This is a genomic window from Microbacterium sp. SZ1 (assembly GCF_002362255.1).
In the GTDB taxonomy this organism is placed as follows: domain Bacteria; phylum Actinomycetota; class Actinomycetes; order Actinomycetales; family Microbacteriaceae; genus Microbacterium.
Genome location: NZ_LPVV01000038.1, coordinates 81,085 through 101,144, shown reverse-complemented (window position 1 = coordinate 101,144; position 20,060 = coordinate 81,085). Strand labels below are relative to the sequence as shown.

Sequence of the window (20,060 nt, the reverse complement as noted above, 5' to 3'; positions counted from 1 at the left end):
CCTCCGTCTCATACAGGAAGAGAGAACACCATGCTTCGCTCGCTCTACTCCGGGATCTCCGGGCTCCGCTCGCACCAGACGATGCTCGACGTCACCGGCAACAACATCGCCAACGTCAACACCGCCGGCTTCAAGGGCTCGTCCGTGCTGTTCCAGGACTCGCTCTCGCAGCTGATCGGCAACCCCGGCATCCCCGACGACCAGGTCGGCGGACGCAACCCCGCGCAGGTCGGACTCGGCGTGCAGGTCGCGGGCGTGCGCACCAACTTCGCGCAGGGCTCCGCCCAGGCCACCGGTCGCGGGGGAGACCTCATGATCTCGGGTGACGGCTTCTTCGCGGTGCGCTCCGGCGGCGAGACGCTGTACACCCGCGCGGGCGGATTCACGTTCGATCCGACGGGCAAGATGGTCACCGCAGACGGCTCGATCGTGCAGGGCTGGGCCGCGCAAAACGGCGTCGTCAACACCGGCGCTGCCGCGGGCAACATCGTGCTGCCGCTCGACGCCGTGGCTCCCGCACGCGCCACCACCGCCGCGACCGTCGCGGGCAACCTGCCGTCGACCGCGGCGACGGGCGACGTGCTCGTGCGGGACGTGACCGTCTACAACGCCCAGGGCACGCCGTCGACGCTCAGCCTGAACTTCACGCGCACCGCAGCGGGCTGGGACGTCACCGAGCCGATCAGCGGCGCCACGGGCGCTCTGGCCTTCACCGACGGCAAGCAGACCGGCGCAGGGCTCACCCTCACCGCCGGCGACGTGACGGTCGACCTCACCACCGTGACCGGGTACGCGACCCTCTCGACCGTGGCGGTCACCGACCAGAACGGCGCCGCCGCCGGCACGCTGAAGTCGTACAGCATCACGGGCGACGGCTCCATCGTGGGAACGTTCAGCAACGGCGCGACGCAGACGCTCGCGAAGATCGCGATGGCCGTGTTCGACAACCCCGAGGGACTCGAGAAGGCCGGGAACTCCTCGTACCGCGCGTCGGTGAACTCCGGTGCCGTGCGCATGGGCGAGCCCGGTCAGGCCGGGTTCGGCAACCTCCAGTCGGGGTTCCTCGAGATGAGCAACGTCGACCTCTCGCAGGAGTTCACGAACCTGATCGTGGCCCAGCGCGGATTCCAGGCGAACGCGCGCATCATCACCACGAGCGACGAGGTGCTGCAGGAGCTCACGCAGCTGAAGCGCTGATCGCCGCCGCATCCGCCGCCTCTGCCGCCTCCGCCGCCTCTGCCGCCTCCGCCGCGACCCACCCCTTTTCACCCGACCCACCCCTGTCGTGGCCGACGCGAGAGGGGTGGGTCGGCGGAAAGGGGGTGGGTCGGGACTCGCCACCCGTTCAGCCGCCCACGATCAGGACCGCGCGGGGCGCAGCGGGTGCAGGCCGAACGCGCGGAACCGAGCCTCGGCCGATTCGAGGGTGCGCATGTCGGAGCTGTCGACGCGCACGACGCGCCACCCCGTGACGCCTCGAATCCAGTCCTCGCGCGACTTCTCGTCGAGCACGACGTCTTCCACCGATCGATCGCCGCGCAACCCCGCATCACGGTACTTCGACAGGCCGTCGCACTCGATGAATGTGCGTGCCTCCTCGACCGCGATGTCCATCCAGAACCTGCCGCCGCCCGGTGCGGAGATCGGCATCTGCAGGGTGGGCGTCGCGAACCCGAGCTGGTGCAGACGATATCTGGTGACGCTCTCCAGCGGGAGCTGAGCTCGCCCATCCGCCATCGCGGTGATCTCCCTCGCCTGCAGTATCCCGCGGGCGCCCGGAGTGCGAGTCCGACGCTCGAGCGAACGCCTCAGATCCTCGGCGGCGAGCGCATCGAACGCCCACGGATCTCCCGCGATCCGTGCGACCGCCGCGTCCGCGACGGCGAGACGTGAGAGAACACGGGCCGCGTGGTCGTGGCCGACTGCGCGACAGCGAGGACTTCGGCTCGATGCCGCGATTCCGGCCAGAGGTCGTCCCAGTCGCCGCGATCGATGAACCACCCTCGACGCACGCGATGCAGGCGACCCCCGGCCGACGCCGCGCGGATCGCGCGCGGAGTCCATCCGCTGCGCTCGAGATGCCGACGGTCCATGAGGAGATGACGAAGTTCTGTCAGAGAGGCGTGCCGCATGCAGCGAATGTGGCTGCGTCGCGCCGTGATCGGGCCGCTCGCGACGTGATGTGGAGTACATGCCGCGCGTCCTCATTTTGTGCAGAACAGATGCAAGGGCCCGCGGCCGCCGCCGAACCACCCCCTTCCGTGCGACCCACCCCATTGCGAACAGTACCTACAGGGGTGGCTCGCGTGAAAAGGGGTGGTTCGCGGGGCGGGGAGGGAGCGAGAGGGAGGGGTGGCGGTTACCCGGGGCGGGCCTCGTCGCGATAGTCGGGGCAGACTCCCTCCTTCCCACGTCCGGAGACCCCGAATGATCACCGTCACCCGCCTCGACCACACGAGGTTCGCGGTCAACCCCGACCTCGTGGAGCGCATCCAGGAGTCGCCGGACACGACCCTGCACATGATCGACGGCCACGTCTACGTGATCTCGGAGAGCATGGATGCCGTCATCGACCTGATCGTGACGTATCGCGCGCGGGTGCTCAGCGCGGCGCAGGCGATGACCGGAGTGCCGATCACCGGTGAGTCGGTCGACGGACGGGCCGAGGTCTGATCGTGGATCCCGCGTTCATCATCGGCGTCATCGTCGCCTTCGGCGCCCTCGTGGCGATGATCACGATGGAGGGAGCGAGCTTCCAGGCGCTGCTCATCCCCGCGCCGATGATCCTCGTGCTGGGTTCCACCATCGGTGTCGGCATCGCCAGCCACACTCTGCGCGACACCAGGCTCGCCGCGGCCAGCCTCGGGCGGATGGTCCGCGGCCCGCGGATGACGCCGGAGGCAGTGATCCCCTTCCTCGTCGGCTACGCCGAGAAGGCGCGAGGCGAGGGCCTTCTCGCGCTCGAGCAGGAGCTCGAGGGCGCGCCGGACGACTTCACCCGCCAGGCCCTGCAGGCCCTCGCCGACGGCACAGATGCGGAAGACCTCCGCACCGTGATGGACGACGAGATCGAGGCGGCATCCTCCCGCACCCGCGTCGCGGCCCGCTTCTTCGCCTCCCTGGGCGGATACGCGCCCACGATCGGCATCGTCGGCACGGTCGTGTCGCTGACGCACGTGCTCGAGAAGCTCGACGAGCCCGATCACCTCGGCCCCATGATCGCCGCCGCCTTCGTCGCGACGCTCTGGGGTCTGCTCTCGGCCAACTTCATCTGGAACCCGATCGCCGGTCGCCTGAACCGCATCGGCGCCGTCGAACTCGAGCGCATGACCCTGGTCGCCGAGGGGATGCTCGCGATCCAGGCCGGCAGCGCGCCGCACCTGCTCAAGGAACGTCTCGAAGCCATGTCGACGGTGCGCCCGAAGGACAAGAAGGCAAAGGTGTCATCCGACCCGCTGGGGGAGGACGCGTGAGCACCGCCCGTCGCGCGCGCGGCCGCGGCCACGCGGACGATTCGCACGACGAGCCGGACGAGCGCTGGGCTGTGTCGTACGCCGACATGGTGACGGTGCTGATGTGCCTCTTCATCGTTCTCTTCGCGGTCTCGAACGTCGACGCGACGAAATTCGAGCTGCTGGCGAACAGCCTGGCGACCGGATTCGGGCAGGAGGAGAAGCCGGGCGGAGCGGCCGACACCGCGGAGGGCGTCGTCGTGCCGCCCGAGCTGCGCGACGACGACGGAGTGATCGACCTGCAGGCGCGGGCGAACGCCGAGTACGAGTCGCTGGAGGACCTGCGCAACCGGATGCTTCAGGCGCTCACCGCGCAGGGGTTGCAGAACACCGTGTCATTCGTGATCGACGAGCGTGGTCTGCGCGTCGGTCTGGTCGGCGCGGAGACGTTCTTCGGCGACAACAGCACCGCGTTATCGGGCAAAGCGGATGCCGTGCTCGACTCGATCGGCGACGTCCTCACCTCGGTCGACAACCAGGTGAGCATCGAGGGACACGCCGACCACCGCGTCTCCGCCTACCCGTTCGCGACGAACTGGGAACTGTCGGGCGGGCGCGCGACCCAGGTCGCGCGTTTCCTCGTCGAGCACGAGGGCATCGCGGGCGCACGGGTCAAGGCGACGGCGTTCTCCGACACACGGCCCATCGCCCAGGGTGACGCCCCGGAGGCCCTGGCCAGCAACCGCCGCGTCGACATCGTCGTCGAGTCCTCCGAAGAGGACCAGGTGCGCGCCCTCATTCCTGCCCTCGCCTCGGCCGCCGGAACGGGCTGATCCGATGACCACCACCGCTCAGGAGCCACGCATGTCCGCGACCATGATCGACGACCCGGCGACCCGGTACCCGGCCTACGACTTCAGCCGGCCCACGCAGCTCGACCGCGAGAGCACACGCCATCTGGAGGCCGCCTTCGAATCCTTCGCGCGCCTGTGGTCGTCGCAGCTCACCGCCAAGGTGCGCGTCAGGGCCCACCTCGCGCTCGAACGCGTCGAGCTCATCTCGTACGAGGAGTATGCCGAGACGCTGCCCGGTACGACCGCCATGGTGGCCGGTTCTCTCCCGGGGCGCGAGGAGCCGTGCGTCGTGCAGTTCGGCCTCGACAGTGCGCTGCTGTGGGTCGTGCAGATGATGGGCGGGCGCAGCACGTCGCTGCCGGCCGCCCGGACGTTCACGCCGATCGAGCTCGCGCTGGTCCGGCACCTGATGGAGGGCACGTTCGAGCACCTGCACGCCAGCCTCGACGGGCTGCTCCCCGGTGAGCCGCGCTTCTCGGCCGTGCACTACAACCCCCAGTACATGCAGGTGATCTCCGGAACGGCGGCCGTGATCGTCGCCCGATACTCCCTGCGCCTCGGCGACGTCGAGACCACGGCCACCGTGATGCTGCCGGCATCCGCCGTGGTCGACCGCCTCGCTGCCTCCGGCTCCGACGCGGCGACCGCGCACACCGCCGAGCACACCCTGGAGCAGGTGCGCAGCACCCCGCTCGAGGTGACACTGCGACTCGCGCCGATCACGATCGGAGCGGGAGAAGTGCTGGATCTCGCCCCCGGCGACCTCCTGCGACTCCCGCACCCCGAGACGCGCCCCTACGAACTCGTCGCCGACCGCACGACCATCGGCTTCGCGACCCCTGGTAGCCGAGGTTCCCGGCTGACCTGCCTGATCACCAGCACCCCCGAGGAGAACCACTCATGAGCACCTTCCACGAGACCGCCGTCGCCGCGGCGATTGCCGGCAGGATGCCGTTCGCCTTCCCCGTGATCCCTGCTCCCTCGACGGACCCCGGAGCCGTCGGCGATGCCGTGGCGGTCACCTTCACGGGGACCCCCGGCGCTCGCATCGCGATCCAGGTGGCCGACCCGACGCAGCTGGAGGACGGGTCGGCGACCGCACCGCTCGCCGACCGCCTGCATCCCGTCTTCGAGGCGGCCGTCGTAGTGCTCGGCGCCGGCTCTCTGGGTGATGGCGAGCTCGTTCCGGCCGCCTCGGTCTTCACGGACGCAGGGACACAGGTGTTCGACCTGATCGACGCGGACGGCGCGGTCGTCGCCCGCGCCGCTGTCCGTATCGACGGAGCGCAGTCGGCGGGACCTGCCGGACCGCAGCGACTCAGCCGCATCGCCGGTGTCGAGATGGAGCTCGTCGTGGAGATCGGGCGCACGCGGATGCCGGTGCGCGACGTGCTGTCGCTCGAACCGGGACGGGTCGTCGAGCTGGACCGCGCGGCCGGCTCTCCCGCCGACATCAAGCTCAACGGACGACTGATCGGTCATGGCACGGTCGTCGTGGCCGAGGGTGACTTCGCGATCCGCGTTGAGCGGATCCTCGACGGCGCTGAGGTCGTGTAACCGTGGACGACCTGCTGGTCGCGGTGCGCGCGATCGTCGCGCTGGCCGCCGTGCTCGGTCTGCTCGTCTTCCTCAGCAAGCGGCTGCAGAAGAGCCAGTCGACGGGAGCGAGTCCTCTCGGGGGCCTCGTGCCGAAGAAGCTCACCGGACTCGCGCGAACGCGTGCTCCCCGACCGGCGCCGGTTCGCCGCACGCGTCCGGAGAAGATCACCGTGGTCGCGCGCTCGGGGCTCGGCGGGCGCGCGCAGCTCGTCGTGGCCGAGTTCGGCGGCATCCGCTATGTGCTGGGTGTGACCGAGCAGGGGGTGAGCGTCGTCGACACGCAGGAGGCCCCGGCCGCCGAGGACGAGACTGTCACGGCCGACGAGGCCACAGCGAGCACCCCGCCCGACGACATCGTCGACCGGGCGCTGCGCTCCGTCGCCTGACACCGACGCCCGGGTTACGCCGGGGACGCTCTGTCGCGATAGTCGTCTGCGAGCACGGATAGCTCGCCCCCTCGGCTACGGATCGGCCTCGACACCCATTCCCGGAGTGCCGCCGTGTCCTCACCCGTGCCCCTCTCCGCGCCCCGTGCGCCAGAGCGAGGTCCGCGCGCGCTGGCGCACCGACGGGCCGTGACGATCGCGCTCGTCGCGGTCGGCGTGGCCGTCACGATGGTCGTGCTCGGGGCCGCGGATGCTCAGGCGGCGGTCCTGCCCTCCGAGACCGGCGACGGCGGTGGCGTGACCATCAACGGCATCAACGGAACGCCGTCCGACAGCATCATGACACTGCTCGGCATCACCGTCTTGAGCGTCGCACCCGCACTGCTGCTCATGATGTCGAGCTTCACGAAGATCTTCGTCGTGCTGGCCCTGACCCGGAACGCGCTCTCGCTGCCGTCCATCCCACCGAACCAGGTGCTCGCCGGCCTCAGCCTGTTCCTGACGCTGTTCATCATGTGGCCGGTGCTCACCGACATCAACACCGTCGCCGTGAGCCCGTTCACGGCCGGCCGGATCGACTTCGGTCAGGCGTTCGACCTCGCTCAGGCGCCGTTGCGCGACTGGATGCTGTCGTACACGCGTGAGGAGGACATCGCCCTCATGCACCGGGCGGCGCAGCTCGACAACCCGACCGACGCGGCGAGCATCCCGCTGCAGACGCTCGTTCCGGCGTTCATGATCAGCGAGCTCCGAGCCGCGTTCCTCATCGGGTTCGTCATCTTCGTGCCGTTCCTCGTCATCGACCTCGTCGTGGCCAGCGCCCTCATGTCGATGGGCATGATGATGCTCCCGCCGGTGATGATCTCGCTGCCGTTCAAGATCCTCCTGTTCCTGCTCATCGACGGCTGGGGAATGATCATCACGGCCCTGGTGCAGTCGTACAGCGGGGGTGGCGGATGAGCCCCGAAGCCGTCATCGACATCGGACAGGCCGCCCTGATCCTCGGCGCGAAGCTGTGCGCACCGCTCTTGATAACGGCCCTCGTGGTGGGATTCGCGATCTCGCTGCTGCAGTCGATCACGCAGGTGCAGGAGATGACGATCTCGTTCGTGCCGAAGCTGGTCGCGGTGGGCATCGCGCTGCTCGTGAGCGGGCACTGGATGATCGCCGAGCTCATCGCCTTCTCGAACGAGATGTTCGCCCGCATCCCCGGTCTGCTGAACGGCGGATGATGAACATCCCCATCGACTTCACCTGGCTCGAGGCCACGGCGCTCGCCTGCGTGCGCATCACGGCGTTCCTCGTGCTGGCGCCCCCGTTCAGCCATGCCACGATCCCGATGCGCATCCGCGCGATGCTCGGGGCGGGTCTCGCCCTCGCCGTCTCTCCCGTGGTCACGGTCGGATACGAGCGCCTCGACACCGGCGGCTTCCTGCTCGCCCTCGTGGGGCAGGCGTTCACGGGGGCGCTGCTCGGCTTCCTCGTCATGGTGCTGTTCAGCGCGATCCAGGGAGCCGGTCACCTCGTCGACACGTTCGGCGGCTTCCAGCTGGCGCAGGCGTTCGATCCGGGTATGGCGATCAACGGCGCCCAGTTCACCCGCCTGTTCCAGATGACGGCGCTGCTGCTCCTGTTCGCGTCCGACGGCTACCAGCTCGTGCTCGGCGGCCTCTTCCGCTCGTTCGACGCGATCCCGGTCTCGGGTGTCATCGACCTGACGAACCCGGCCGAGGCGCTCGTCGGTGCGACCGGACAGATGATGCTCAGCGCGGTCCAGATCGCCGGGCCGCTGCTGATCGTGCTGTTCCTCGCCGACGTCGGTCTGGGGTTGGTGACCAGGGTCGCGCCGGCGCTCAACGCCTTCGCGATGGGCTTCCCCGTGAAGATCGGGCTCACGCTCGTGCTGGTCGGTTTCGTCTACGCCGCCTTGCCCAGTGTGGTCGCCGCGATCGCCGAGGACGCGGCTCGGCTGCTCGTGGGGGTGACGCGGTGAGCGACGTCGACTCCGGGGAACGCACCGAGAAGGCCACCGAGCAACGGCTCCGGGACGCCCGTCGCAAGGGGCAGATCGGACGCAGTCAGGATTTCACGGCATGGGTGTGCATCGCCGCCGCCGCGGTGATGATGGTGCCGACCGTCGCCGCGGGCACCCAGGTCACCACCGATCTCTTCCTCCGTGTCTCGCAGGTCGCCCGGCACCCCGCCGACGGAGCCGCGATGGACGCGCTGGGCGCGGCCATCGCGTCGCTCGGGGGCGTTCTCCTGCCGATGCTCCTGGTGGTGCTGCTCGCCACGGCCGCCACCGCCATCGCCCAGGGCGGCATCCACCTGCGCGGCGTGCCGATGCGCGCCGAGCAGTTCAACATCGTGACCGGGCTCAAGCGCGTCTTCGGGCGACAGGCGCTGTGGGAGGGGGTCAAGGCGCTTCTCAAGACCGCCGCGATCGGCGTCTCGCTGTGGATCGTCGTGTCGGGGCTCGTTCCCGTGCTGATGGCGAGCGGCAGCCACAACATCACCTGGCTGCTGGAGCAGGCCGCCGGGGGAGCGGTCGCGCTGCTGCAGGTCGCGGTGGCCGTCGGCATCCTGCTCGCCGCGATCGACGTCGTGGTGGTGATGCGCCGCAACCGCAAGCATACGCACATGACGAAGAAGGAGGCGAAGGACGAGCACAAGAAGAGCGAGGGCGACCCGCTCGTGCGCTCCCAGCGTCGCTCGCGTCAGATCGCCCTCAGCCGCAACCGGATGATCGCGGCCGTCGGCGACAGCGACGTCGTGCTCGTCAACCCGACGCACGTCGCGGTCGCCCTCCGATACGAGCCAGGCAAGTCCGCTCCGCGGGTCGTCGCGAAGGGCGCGGGCGTCGTCGCCCAGAAGATCCGCGAGAAGGCGGAGGAGGCGGGCGTGCCCCTGGTGCGCGACATCCCGCTCGCGCGCGCGCTGCACTCTGCGTGCGAGCTCGGCTGCGAGATCCCGGAAGAGCTGTACACCGCGGTCGCCCAGGTGCTGGCGTTCATCGAGCATCTGAAGCGGCGAGGTTCGGCGCGCGGCACCCACACCATGCCGTTCGAGAGCACCCGCGACCGCGGGCTGTGACCCACGACATCCCGTACATCCACCGTCACGAGAGAACGAGACACCCATGATCGGACAGATCCTGTCGAAGGCCGCAGTGCCGGTCGGCGTCGTCGGCATCATCCTGCTGCTCATCGTCCCGATCCCCACCGGGCTGCTCGACGTGCTCATCGTCGTCAACATCTCGTTCGCTCTGCTGATCCTGCTCACGGCGATGTTCATCAAGAAGCCGCTGGAGTTCTCGGTGTTCCCGAGCCTGCTGCTGGTCGCCACCCTGTTCCGGCTGGGTCTCAACGTCGCATCGACACGCCTGGTGCTCAGTGAGGCGCACGCCGGACAGGTCATCCAGGCGTTCGGCCAGATCACGATCAGCGGATCCCTCGTGATCGGCGCGGTGATCTTCCTCATCCTCACGGTCATCCAGTTCGTCGTGGTGACCAAGGGCGCGGAGCGCGTCGCGGAGGTCGGAGCCCGCTTCACCCTCGACGCCATGCCCGGCAAGCAGATGGCGATCGACGCCGACCTCAACGCCGGGCTGATCACCGAGGCCGAAGCTCGCGCGCGTCGGGCCGAGGTCGCCGCCGAGGCCGACTTCTACGGTGCGATGGACGGCGCGTCGAAGTTCGTGAAGGGCGATGCGATCGCCGGGATCGTCATCGTCGTCATCAACTTCGTCGGCGGCATCGTCATCGGCATGGTCCAGCACGGCATGGAGGTCGGCGAGGCGCTCGAGACGTACAGCATCCTCACGATCGGCGACGGGCTGGTCACCCAGATCCCGGCGCTGCTCATGGCCGTGTCCACCGGCATGATCGTGACCCGTGAGAACGCCGAGGCGGAGATGGGGCAGGCGGCGGGCCGGCAGCTGCTGCAGTCGCGCAACGCGCTTCTCATCACCGGCCTCGCCGCCTGCGCGATGGGCTTCATCCCGGGGATGCCGCTGCTGGTGTTCCTCGCGATCGGTGCCGTGCTGCTGTTCGCCGCCTCGCGGGTGCGGGCGAACGAGGCGAAGGAGACGGCTGCGGCGCTCGACGCCCAGCAGCTCGAAGCGGCCGAGGCGGCGGCCGAGGGCCCCGAAGAGCTCATGGACCGGATGCGCGTGCACGCCCTCGAGATCTCGCTGGCCCCCGACATCGTCGATCTCGCCTCGGGCGGCCAGGGCGATCTGCTGACCAGGGTGAAGTCGCTCCGCCGCAAGCTCGCCATGGACATCGGCATCCTGATGCCGCCGGTGCGGACCCGCGACAACATCGACCTTCCCGCGCAGACCTACGCGTTGCTCATCGCAGGAGTGGAGGTCGGCCGTGGCACGGTGCCGCGCGGCCATGTGCTGGCCATCGGGACCGGGCTCGAACAGCTGCCGGGCACGGCGGTGACGGACCCGGTGTTCGGCCTCGAGGGCAAGTGGGTGCCGACCGAGATGTCGCACGCCGCCGACATGGCGGGGGCGACCGTCATCGATCGGGCGAGCGTCATCATCACCCACCTGTCCGACGTGGTGCAGAGCCAGGCCGACCGGCTGCTGTCGCTCGAGGACGTGCGGCAGCTGACCGAGCACCTCAAGCAGTCCAGCCCTGCCACGGTCGAGGAGCTCACGCCGGCGATGCTCTCCCTCGCGGCCATCCAGCGCGTGCTCGCCGGGCTGCTCTCGGAGCGCGTGCCGATCAACGACCTCGCCCGCATCTACGAGGCGCTCGCGCTCCGGGCGAAGACCTCGACAGACACCCCGGGTCTCATCGAGGCGGCTCGCACCGCACTCGGACCGGCCATCGCAGCCCGCTTCGCGCAGGACGGTCGCATGCGCGTCCTGATGTTCGATCCGATGCTCGAGCAGCAGATGCTCGAGGGCATGCGAGCCGTGGAAGGCCAGACCCAGATCGTGCTGAGCCCCGAGGCCACGATGCAGCTCCTCGAGAGCGTACGGCGGACCGTCGCAGAGCTCGACCAGTCCGGCTCCGAGCCCGTGCTGGTCTGCGCTCCCTCGCTCCGCGCGGCCGTGCGGAAGATGTTGACGGCCCAGGTGCGCGGGCTGCCGGTGCTGTCGTACGACGAAGCTGCGGCCGGCGGATTCGCGACCGATGTGGTCGGTGTCGTGCGCATCGCGCCCACCGCCCTCCCGATGGCGAATTAATTCACCCAGAGGGACCAGATTGCGCGGCAGTTCTCATCTTCAGACGCGATGGTCGTCGCCATGTGCATACTGCCATACCGGGCCAACGTGTGGACGATCTTCGTCGAGAGTTCATTTCCTCGATAGGAGAGCACCATGATGTTGCCACCCATCCAGAAGATCAGAATTGCGTCGGGCCTTCTCGCGGTAGCTCTCGCTACCTCGTCGACGGTCGCCAACCATGAAGCGAGTGAACAGGACGATCTCGATCCAGTGTCGGTTGCGGAACTCGTCGTCCCCGAGGTGCTGGCGGGAGCAGTCTCGGACAACTCTGAGGGTGAACGGGTGAAGGTTCCGGTGGATCCTGGCGGCGGACTAGCCCTTGCTTCGGCCGGAGGGATTATCACCGTCGACGTTCCGCGCGGTGATGACGCGGAGCAGACCGTCGTCTCGGACGAGGGCATCGTCGGGTACATCCACGGCGATGGCTCGAGCACTGTCTCAGTCCCGAAGGTGGGGGGATCAGTCCAGATGCTGACGGTGATTGAGGAGTCCGGAGCTCCCGAACGCTACGAGTATGACCTGACTCTTCCCGAAGGAGCGACAGCGGTTCTTAACGAAGATGGTAGCGTCACTGTCGAAACCGGGGACGGTTTGGTACTCGCCTATGTCGCGGCGCCCTGGGCGGTCGATTCCACCGGGGCGACGGTGCCGACTTACTACGACGTTCGCGGCGATACGCTGACCCAGACGGTGCGGCACGCTGGGGCGAGCTACCCGGTCGTGGCCGATCCGTTCTGGATTCCTCTGCTGAAGATCGTTGCGCAGTGGTCAAAGCATGCACTGAAGCAAATGGCAGAAACGAAACATCACTGAGAACCTCGTGAAGATCGCTCTGCAAGAAGGTCGCAGGACGAAAGGCAATGAGAAGGGGACATCGGTGTTCGAAGCGAACGGGATCCGAGTGGTCGTCAACGACAAAACCGGAACCATCATCACCGTCACCCGCGCAGGTGGCGGGGGAAGCAGTGGAGGGCGATGAAGATCCGATATGACTCCGAAGTAGATGCGGCGTACCTCGCTCTGGGGGATATCGCGGATGGGGAAGCGATCGTCCAGATCCCCGAGATTCATCCTCCGAACGGCCGAGGTGAGATCATCCTCGATTTCGACGCGCAAGGTCGCGTGATCGGGGTGGAGATACTCGCTGCCAGCGTGCTTCTTCGACCGGAGGTGCTGGACAATGCCGTGAGGATCTGAACTTGTTCCTCTCATTTACGAGCGGATCATGCGCTAGTTTTGTCTGGGCGCGCTCCTGCGTGCCGGCCATGGAAGGCGGACGAAGCATGCTGGTACTCACGAGGCGCGCGAACGAGAGCATCCTGATCGGCGACGACATCACAGTCACGATCCTCGCGGTCACACCGGGCGGCGTCCGTGTCGGCATCGATGCACCGCGCGACAAGCGCATCAACCGCGCGGAGATCGTGCTGGCGGTCTCCGACGCCAATCAGGAGGCCGTGCAGACCTCTTCCGACGACGCCGCAGAGAACGCCCTTCTGGGGGCGCTCGCGCGGATCAGCACGAAACCCTGAGGCTGTCAATGGGGAGTTCTCCCCATCCGGCCCGAGTTACCCCGCACATCGATGTCGCGATAGTCCTGAGTATGACGGGCAATCCCGTCGGCAAACCGCGACTGACGAGGTGACGAACCGTGGCCGCTCACGACCTGAGCATGCAGCTGATGCGAGAGCGCGATCTGCTCGAGGTGCTGCTCTTCAAGCTCGACGAGCAGCAGATGCTCCTCGCGACCGGACGGAACCGCTGGATCCACCACGCGGCGAACGAGATCGATCGGGTGCTGGCGGCGATGCCGACGGTCGCCCTCTCGCGCGACACACTGGTGGTCGCCGTCGCCGACGAATGGGGAGTCCCTGAGGCCACGACGCTGCGAGAGCTCATCGACGCCGCACCCACCGACGCCTGGCGCGAGGTCATGTCCGGTCACCTCGAGGCGATGACCTCGCTGGCCGAGGAGATCGCCCAGATGAAGAAGGTCAACGAGCAGCGCCTGCGTACGGCGATCCGCGTCACGCAGGAGACCATCGCCGGCCTCGGCACACCGACCGGTGAGTACGACCCGTCCGGCGACGTCGTCCGCGACGGCGATGCCCGCCTGCTCGACACGAGGGTGTGACCACGATGTCGTCGTTCGCAGGACTCCGGCTCGCCGAATCCGCTCTCGCCGCGGCTCGCGCCGGCATGACAGTCACGGGGCAGAACATCGCCAACCAGACCACCGCCGGCTACACGCGGCAGCGGCTCGAGCAGACGTCGCTGTCGGCTCCGGGGTCCACGGGGCTCTGGCCGACCACGTTCTCCGTCGGTGGGGGAGTCGGAGTCACCGGTGTCGCCCGCCTCGGGAACGACCTGCTCGACGCGCGGGTGCGCGACGCGCTCGGAACGTCCGGCTTCTGGGTCACGAGAGCGACTGCGGCCGGTCAGGCGGAGGCCGTGATGGCCGAGCCGACGTCCGACGGGCTCGCCGCGAACCTCAACCGGTTCTGGTCGGGCTGGTCCGACCTCGCCAACACCCCGGATGCCGGGGCGGCCAAGGTCGTGCTGACGAACGCCGAGGTGCTCGTCGGTCAGATCGCCGCCGGGTATCAGTCGATCGCCGGGCAGTGGACCGATCTGCGCGGTCAGGTGGACCGGCAGATCGCCGATGTCAACGCGATGGCCGGGCAGGTCGCTGCCCTCAACGGGCAGATCCGCGATGCCCTGCTCTCGGGGCGCGGCGCCAACGAGCTCATCGATCAGCGCAACGTGCTCGCGCAGCAGCTGTCGACCGCGGTCGGCGCCACGGGAGCGGTCGAGGCCGACGGCACCCTGACCCTCCGCATCGACGGCAACGCCCTGGTCTCCGGCGACGTCGGTCGCGCGCTGACGGTGAGCGGTCCGCGGGAGATCGCCGCGGGTGGCCGGATCACGGTGGCCTGGGCGGATCGTCCGACGGTGCCGGTCGCTCTGACGGGCGGTTCGGTCGGCGGTGCGATCAGCGCGCTCGGTCCTGCGGCCGATGGCGGCACGCTCGCCGGCGTCGCCGCGGCCTACAACGCGACGGCATCCGCCCTCGCGACGGCCGTCAACGACATCCACCGCACAGGTGTGACGTCAGCCGGCACGCCGGGCGGCGACTTCTTCACGATCGACGCGAGCGGACCGGCCGCTCTCGGACTCCGGGTGGTGCCCGACGGACTCGCCGACCTCGCGCTGGCCGCGCCGGGCGCCGGAGCCAAGGACACCACGATCGCCGACCGCATCAGCACCCTCGGGTCGTCGGCGTCGGGGCCGAGCACCGTGTGGTCGAGTTTCGTGACGGGCTTCTCCGTGACCGTCGGGGGAGACCGCCAGCGGGCCGACATCGCCGACATGGGCGCGGTTGCCGCCGTCACCGCGCAGCAGTCGAACGCCTCGGTCGACGGTGATGAGGAGACCATCAACCTCCTCACCTATCAGACCGCGTATCAGGCGGCTGCGCGCGTGCTCACCGCGGTCGACGAGGCGCTCGATCTGCTCATCAACCGCACCGGCCTAGTCGGCCGCTGATCCCGGAGGCATCATGATCGGGCGCATCACGAGCAACACCATGACGCAGCAGTCGCTGCGCACCCTGCAGAGCAACCTCGTCGACCGGGAGCGGCTGCAGCACCAGGCGACGTCGCAGCGTGCGTTCCGCACTCCGAGCGAGGACCCGGCCGCGGCCGCCACCACCCTGGGGCTGCACGGCGAGCAGTCGCGCGTGGCTCAGTTCTCCCGCAATCTCAGCGACGGACTCGCCTGGGTCACGACCGTCGACACCGCTCTCGACGCCAGCACCGACCTGCTCAACCGCGCTCGCGATCTCGTCGCGCAGGGGGCGAACTCGGGTGCGCTCAGCGCGACGGCCCGCGAGTCGATCGCGCAGGAACTCGAGACGATCAGCGCCGAGCTGCTCTCGCAGGCGAACACCACCGTTCTGGGGCGCAGCGTGTTCGCCGGCACCAGCGATGCGGCCACGGCGTTCGACCCGGTGACCTTCGGCTTCAACGGCACCGCAGGCGACGGTGTGCGTCGCCGCATCAGTGACAACGAGACCGTGCGGGTGGACTTCGACGGCGCTCAGGCGTTCGGATCCGGCCCGACGAGCGCCTTCGCGATGCTGCGCGACATCGCCGCAGAGCTGCGCGGCGGCGCGAACGTCGGCTCGCGTCTCGCCGACGTCGACGCACGCCTCACGGCATTCACTGCGGCGCGCGGGGAGACGGGGGCCCGTCAGGTTCAGATCGAGAGGGCCATGTCGCAGAACCTGTCGGTGTCGACCGACCTGGAGGCCCGCCGGGTCGAGGTCGAGAACGTCGACAGCCTCGAGGTGCTCGTGCGCCTGCAGTCCGCCGAGCTCGTGTTCCAATCCGCCCTGCAGGTGACCGCGAAGTCGCTGCAGACCAACCTGCTGGAGTTCCTGCGATGACCGTCCTCACCGATACCGCGGGCATCGCCGTCGACTTCGTCGCGCCCATGCCCGGCCTGCGGCCGCACACGTCGTTCTCGCTGGAGCCGATCGCGGGCGCCGACGGCCTCTACGCGCTCCGTGCGACGGATGCCGATGTTCGGCTCTTCCTGCTCGACCCGGTGTTCAACGATTACCACTACGGCCCGCGCATCTCTGCCGGAGTCCGATCCGATCTCGGGGTGGGCGAAGCCGCGGACGTACGGATCCTGATCGTGGCCAATCCGTCCGACGACGGTGTGTACGTGAACCTTCGAGCGCCGATCGTGCTCGATCCCGCGACCGGGCGGGCGCTGCAGATCATCCTCGACGACGAGGAGTATCCGATCCGCGTGCGGCTCGACGGCTGAGGGAGATCCTCTCAGCCTTTTCGGGTGTCCGGTGGATCGATGCTCAGAGGAATTCGATTTTCACCGCATATACCAAGGAACAGTAGTTATCCTCTGAGGAGCACAGGCTGGGGTACTGGCAGATCCGACGACGTTGCAGGAAGTGTGGGGCCTGCGCGCGTCGGCGGATGTCGCTGGTGGGGTACAGCGCAAGACGCCCGGTGACGGGTGACATTTCCATTGGACGGAAAATGAGCACATCCAGGACGCTCGACACGAGTCGGGTGAGCAAGAGGGAGTTCGTGCAGCGGTTCGCGCGGCGGGGCGGGATCTCCGTGGGCGCTGCGCAGACGGCGTACAACGCGATGATCGACGAGCTCGTCGATCTCGTCAGTCGCGGCAACACCGTGACCTTGACGAACTTCGGGAAGTTCTACCCGCAGACCCACAAGGGTCACCGGGTGCAGTTCTCGAAGGACGAGGGGGCCGGCGAGGTCGACGACTACACGGTGCTGAAGTTCTCGGCGACGCGCGAGGTGAACAAGCGCGTCAAGTCGACCGAATAGCAATCGTGATCTAAACGTAAACGAGAATTCACGAGCGTTTCGACGTTCGGTCCCTCTCCGCGCCCTCCGCGGCCCTAGCATGTAGACGAATGATGTTTCTCGTCACCGTGGGGTGGTGATGCTGTGGGTCGCTGGGGGGCTTGCACTGACAGCGGAAGAGGCGGGACCGTATGCCGTTGCGCGCGCGGAACAAGCTCGTGGTCGATCACCTGCACATCGTCGGAGCGGCGACCGCCGCTGTCGCCGCCCGGTTGACCCATGTCTCCAGAGAAGACCTCGCTGCCGCCGGCGCGTTCGCGCTCGTCCGCGCGGCGGACAGATACGACGCGGATCTCGGCGTGCCCTTCGGCGCCTATGCGCGCGAGCGGATCAACTGGGCCCTGAAGGATGAGCTGAGGGCGATGGACTGGGCGCCGCGCGACGTCAGGGTGAAGGCGAGGGAGACCGTCCGCGTCCGCGACATGCTGGGCGGTGTGCTGGGACGAACGCCGACGGTCACCGAGATCGCGGACGCGATGGGGATCGACGCCAGAGCGGTCACGCAGCAGCTCGCGGATGCCGAGCGCACCGTCACGAGCCTGGATGTGCTCGACGTGCATCAGATCGTCTGGAGCGGATACCTCCCCGAGGAGATGGCGATCGCGGCGGAGCGGGAGGAGCTCCTGCACATCGCCGTCGATGCCCTGCCCGAGCGCAAGCGACGCATCGTCAGGGCGATCTACTTCGAGGACCGCACCGTCACGGAGATCGCCGAGGAGCTCGGGGTCTCCCATGCTGCGGTGTCGCAGCAGCGTGCGGAGGCGGTGCGGATGCTGCGCGACGCGCTCGACCGTCATCTCGCCGACGGGCATGGCGGGGAGACCCGTAGGTCGCGCTCATCGACCGCCGTCCTCGACGCGTACTTCGACCGCTTGGCGATCGCGAGCGGTCACCGCTACGCGCGTTCGTTCCTGGGGCAGACCATCGGCGTCTGAGGCGCCCCCTCAGACCTGTCCCGAGCGTCGTCTCAGAGTCCGAACCCGTACGCGGTCTGGCCGACGAGGGTGAGGCTCACGCTTGTCGGATAGATCTCGGGCTCCTCGTCCTCGTCGTCGACGAGCTCGAGCCGGTCGATCGGTATGAAGATCGTGCCATCGGACTCGAATACGAGGTCGCGGGGGACGAACGATGCGAACAACGACCGGTTCGCGTTGCGCAGCTCGTAGGTGCGGCCCACATCACCGCGCTCGAAGAGGTTCATCTCCGCTTCCTCCGACCAGACCTTGCCGTCGGGGAAGCGCGCTTCGATGCGGTACAGGCTCGGTTCGATCGACTTGATGTTGAGATCCTGCACGATCTCCGAGAAGAGCGTGTCGGGTTGGGCGAGCTCGAACGCGATCGCGCGGAGGTGGTCGTAGTTCAAGCGTGCTCTGCGCGAGAACAGCGCGACATTCTCGATCTCGGTGGGGTCGGCGTTCGGCGCCTGATCGAGCAGGTACTGCCTCACCTCGTCGGGTCCTGGATACTCGAACCGCATGTGGTAGTGGAAACGCCCCGGCCGGTTCACGATGTACGTGCTGACGTCGTTGATGTCGTTGACCGTCAGGCAGTAGATGCGCTTGACAGACGAGAGGCCGTCGAAGAGTGAGAGGAACTGGTTCTGGCGGTTCGCGCCGTCGACGCCGCCGCGGCGGGCCACGGGGAACGTCTTCTCGAACTCGTCGAACACGATGAGGCACTCGTCGAGGCTGTCGAGGAACTCCACGATGCCCTCGTTGTCCTCCGAGACGATGACGACGGGCAGAGCCTGATCTCGTGCCTCCTCCGCGACCATCCGCAGGAAGAGCGTCTTGCCGATCCCCTTGTCACCGGAGAGCATGACCCCGAGACTGCGGTCGGACAGCGCGTACGAGCGGAAGATCTTCGCGACCTTCCTGTCGAGGCCGCCGTAGACGCGCTCCGTGCCGACGGTGAGGTCGTCGACCTTGATGAGGCTGAAACCCTCCTTCGACGTGAAGTGCACCCGGTAGGTGCCGAGGGGGAACACCTCGTGCGTCCGCACGGCGTCGTCGTAGACCCGTACATGGCCGCCGGTCTCGATGTAGGTGGTGGTCACTTCTCCTCTTCCTGCGCTCCCCGAACTGTAATATCGGTCGGCTCGCGCGGGGCGTAAGGTACGGATCGAAACTCGGGCGCGTCGTGACCGCACCGTGACAGACTCGGGGCAGGAGATTTCTCCGGGCGGTCGAGGATCGGGAGTCGGCATGAATGGACGCATCGTGGTCAGCGGAGCCTCCGGGCTCGTCGGGACGGCGCTCGTGTCGTCTCTCCGGGCCGACGGCATCTCCGTCACGACGCTCGTCCGACGCCCCGCCCGCTCGTCCGACGAAGTCCAGTGGGATCCGTCCGCGGAAGAGCTGTCTCCCGCAGCGCTCGACGGAGCCGTCGCGGTCGTCGCACTCGGGGGTGCGAGCGTCGGGCGGCTGCCGTGGACCCCGGGGTATCGGCGCGAGCTCGTGGACTCGCGGATCTCCTCGACGCGGACCATCGCCGCGGCCCTGCGAGCCCTCGGCGACGACTCGCCCGCCCTGGTGTCCGCCTCCGCCGTCGGCTACTACGGCTCGGCGCCGGGGGAGACCCTCTCGGAGACGGCGGGTCCGGGCGACACGTTCCTCGCGAAGCTCTGCGTGCGGTGGGAGGACGAGGCGCTCCGCGCCGGCGACCGCACGCGCGTGGCGCTTCTGCGCACGGCGCCCATCGTGCATCGGCAGGGTGTGCTCAAGCCGCTGATCCAGCTCACGCGCTTCGGGCTCGCCGGCCCGCTCGGGCGGGGAACCCAGGTGTGGCCGTGGATCTCGCTCGACGACGAGGTGCGCGGCATCCGCCAGGTGATCGATGCGAAGCTCGACGGCCCGGTCAACCTCTCGGGCCCCACTGCCGCCACCGCGAACGACCTCGGCCGCGCGGTCGCGGCGGCGATGCATCGACCGTTCTGGCTGCCCGCACCCGCGTGGGCGCTGAAGCTGGCACTGGGGGCGGCGGCCGACTCGCTGCTGCTCTCGGACGCCGATGTCCGCCCGACCGCACTGGAGCAGAGCGGCTTCTCGTTCACCCACCGCACGGTTCAGCAGGCGGTCGACGCAGCGCTCTGACGGCCAGCGCCG

Annotated in this window: 24 protein-coding genes; 22 read left to right on the top strand and 2 right to left on the bottom strand. The window is 68.4% G+C overall.

The genetic code is table 11. The features are described 5' to 3' along the window. Window positions 1–30 precede the first annotated feature (30 nt). The gene (locus AUC47_RS12175) at window positions 31–1,197 is read left to right on the top strand and encodes a flagellar hook protein FlgE (RefSeq protein ID WP_096715443.1); all 1,167 of its coding nucleotides are present in this window, start codon (window positions 31–33) and stop codon (window positions 1,195–1,197) included. 162 nt (window positions 1,198–1,359) lie between these two features. Here the strand turns inward: AUC47_RS12175 and AUC47_RS12170 are convergent, their stop codons facing one another. Beyond that, window positions 1,360–1,737: a hypothetical protein gene (locus tag AUC47_RS12170; protein WP_096715442.1), complete on the bottom strand. Its 378-nt coding sequence runs from the start codon at window positions 1,735–1,737 to the stop codon at window positions 1,360–1,362. A gap of 690 nt (window positions 1,738–2,427) precedes the next feature. On the opposite strand from AUC47_RS12170, the gene AUC47_RS12160 reads away from it, so the two are divergent. The 20 genes from AUC47_RS12160 to AUC47_RS12065 all read left to right on the top strand — a co-directional run bounded on the left by AUC47_RS12160 (window position 2,428) and on the right by AUC47_RS12065 (window position 17,891). Beyond that, window positions 2,428–2,673: a flagellar FlbD family protein gene (locus AUC47_RS12160; RefSeq protein WP_096715440.1), complete on the top strand. Its 246-nt coding sequence runs from the start codon at window positions 2,428–2,430 to the stop codon at window positions 2,671–2,673. Window positions 2,674–2,675: 2 nt separating this feature from the next. After that, a complete protein-coding gene (locus tag AUC47_RS12155) occupies window positions 2,676–3,473 on the top strand; it encodes a motility protein A (protein WP_096715439.1) in 798 nt (265 codons plus the stop codon). Next, the gene (locus AUC47_RS12150) at window positions 3,470–4,285 is read left to right on the top strand and encodes an OmpA/MotB family protein (RefSeq protein ID WP_256999567.1); all 816 of its coding nucleotides are present in this window, start codon (window positions 3,470–3,472) and stop codon (window positions 4,283–4,285) included. Before AUC47_RS12155 ends, AUC47_RS12150 begins: the two co-directional genes overlap by 4 nt. 31 nt (window positions 4,286–4,316) lie before the next feature. Further along, window positions 4,317–5,210, top strand: a complete 894-nt coding sequence (locus AUC47_RS12145; protein WP_179297611.1) for a flagellar motor switch protein FliM — start codon at window positions 4,317–4,319, stop codon at window positions 5,208–5,210. Further along, a complete protein-coding gene (locus tag AUC47_RS12140; protein WP_096715437.1) occupies window positions 5,207–5,863 on the top strand; it encodes a FliM/FliN family flagellar motor switch protein in 657 nt (218 codons plus the stop codon). Before AUC47_RS12145 ends, AUC47_RS12140 begins: the two co-directional genes overlap by 4 nt. A 2-nt stretch (window positions 5,864–5,865) precedes the next feature. Continuing rightward, on the top strand, window positions 5,866–6,291 hold the full coding sequence (locus AUC47_RS12135) for a flagellar biosynthetic protein FliO (protein WP_096715436.1): 426 nt from the start codon (window positions 5,866–5,868) through the stop codon (window positions 6,289–6,291). Between the two features lie 189 nt (window positions 6,292–6,480). Then, complete coding sequence (fliP, locus tag AUC47_RS12130) at window positions 6,481–7,251, top strand: flagellar type III secretion system pore protein FliP (RefSeq protein ID WP_373557865.1); 771 nt, start codon at window positions 6,481–6,483, stop codon at window positions 7,249–7,251. After that, window positions 7,248–7,523, top strand: coding sequence for a flagellar biosynthesis protein FliQ (gene fliQ / locus AUC47_RS12125; RefSeq protein ID WP_096715435.1), 276 nt, complete (start codon window positions 7,248–7,250; stop codon window positions 7,521–7,523). The genes fliP and fliQ overlap by 4 nt, the downstream gene beginning before the upstream one ends. Beyond that, a complete protein-coding gene (locus AUC47_RS12120; protein ID WP_096715741.1) occupies window positions 7,523–8,284 on the top strand; it encodes a flagellar biosynthetic protein FliR in 762 nt (253 codons plus the stop codon). Before fliQ ends, AUC47_RS12120 begins: the two co-directional genes overlap by 1 nt. Beyond that, a complete protein-coding gene (locus AUC47_RS12115; RefSeq protein WP_096715434.1) occupies window positions 8,281–9,384 on the top strand; it encodes an EscU/YscU/HrcU family type III secretion system export apparatus switch protein in 1,104 nt (367 codons plus the stop codon). The genes AUC47_RS12120 and AUC47_RS12115 overlap by 4 nt, the downstream gene beginning before the upstream one ends. A 46-nt stretch (window positions 9,385–9,430) precedes the next feature. Continuing rightward, window positions 9,431–11,494 carry a flagellar biosynthesis protein FlhA gene (locus tag AUC47_RS12110; protein ID WP_096715433.1) on the top strand — a complete coding sequence of 688 codons (2,064 nt, stop codon included), beginning with the start codon at window positions 9,431–9,433 and terminating at the stop codon, window positions 11,492–11,494. A gap of 135 nt (window positions 11,495–11,629) precedes the next feature. After that, the gene (locus AUC47_RS12105; RefSeq protein WP_096715432.1) at window positions 11,630–12,349 is read left to right on the top strand and encodes a hypothetical protein; all 720 of its coding nucleotides are present in this window, start codon (window positions 11,630–11,632) and stop codon (window positions 12,347–12,349) included. Between the two features lie 162 nt (window positions 12,350–12,511). Beyond that, window positions 12,512–12,733 (top strand): DUF2283 domain-containing protein, encoded by a 222-nt coding sequence (locus AUC47_RS12100; protein ID WP_096715431.1) that lies wholly within the window; start codon window positions 12,512–12,514, stop codon window positions 12,731–12,733. A gap of 86 nt (window positions 12,734–12,819) precedes the next feature. Further along, complete coding sequence (gene csrA / locus AUC47_RS12095) at window positions 12,820–13,068, top strand: carbon storage regulator CsrA (protein ID WP_096715430.1); 249 nt, start codon at window positions 12,820–12,822, stop codon at window positions 13,066–13,068. 119 nt (window positions 13,069–13,187) lie between these two features. Then, window positions 13,188–13,670: a flagellar protein FlgN gene (locus AUC47_RS12090; protein ID WP_096715429.1), complete on the top strand. Its 483-nt coding sequence runs from the start codon at window positions 13,188–13,190 to the stop codon at window positions 13,668–13,670. 5 nt (window positions 13,671–13,675) lie between these two features. Beyond that, the gene (flgK, locus tag AUC47_RS12085; RefSeq protein ID WP_096715740.1) at window positions 13,676–15,082 is read left to right on the top strand and encodes a flagellar hook-associated protein FlgK; all 1,407 of its coding nucleotides are present in this window, start codon (window positions 13,676–13,678) and stop codon (window positions 15,080–15,082) included. A gap of 13 nt (window positions 15,083–15,095) precedes the next feature. Further along, a complete protein-coding gene (gene flgL, locus AUC47_RS12080) occupies window positions 15,096–15,983 on the top strand; it encodes a flagellar hook-associated protein FlgL (RefSeq protein ID WP_096715428.1) in 888 nt (295 codons plus the stop codon). Further along, entirely contained in the window at window positions 15,980–16,372 is a 393-nt protein-coding gene (locus AUC47_RS12075) for a flagellar assembly protein FliW (protein ID WP_096715427.1), read from the top strand. Before flgL ends, AUC47_RS12075 begins: the two co-directional genes overlap by 4 nt. Window positions 16,373–16,602: 230 nt before the next feature. Beyond that, on the top strand, window positions 16,603–16,917 hold the full coding sequence (locus AUC47_RS12070; RefSeq protein ID WP_179297610.1) for an HU family DNA-binding protein: 315 nt from the start codon (window positions 16,603–16,605) through the stop codon (window positions 16,915–16,917). A 170-nt stretch (window positions 16,918–17,087) separates the two neighbouring features. Continuing rightward, entirely contained in the window at window positions 17,088–17,891 is an 804-nt protein-coding gene (locus AUC47_RS12065) for a sigma-70 family RNA polymerase sigma factor (protein WP_096715425.1), read from the top strand. A 32-nt stretch (window positions 17,892–17,923) separates the two neighbouring features. Here the strand turns inward: AUC47_RS12065 and AUC47_RS12060 are convergent, their stop codons facing one another. After that, on the bottom strand, window positions 17,924–19,012 hold the full coding sequence (locus AUC47_RS12060; protein WP_179297609.1) for an AAA family ATPase: 1,089 nt from the start codon (window positions 19,010–19,012) through the stop codon (window positions 17,924–17,926). A gap of 148 nt (window positions 19,013–19,160) precedes the next feature. Here AUC47_RS12060 and AUC47_RS12055 point away from each other — a divergent pair, with 148 nt between their 5' ends. Continuing rightward, window positions 19,161–20,048 carry a TIGR01777 family oxidoreductase gene (locus AUC47_RS12055; RefSeq protein ID WP_096715739.1) on the top strand — a complete coding sequence of 296 codons (888 nt, stop codon included), beginning with the start codon at window positions 19,161–19,163 and terminating at the stop codon, window positions 20,046–20,048. The last annotated feature ends 12 nt before the right edge of the window (window positions 20,049–20,060 follow it).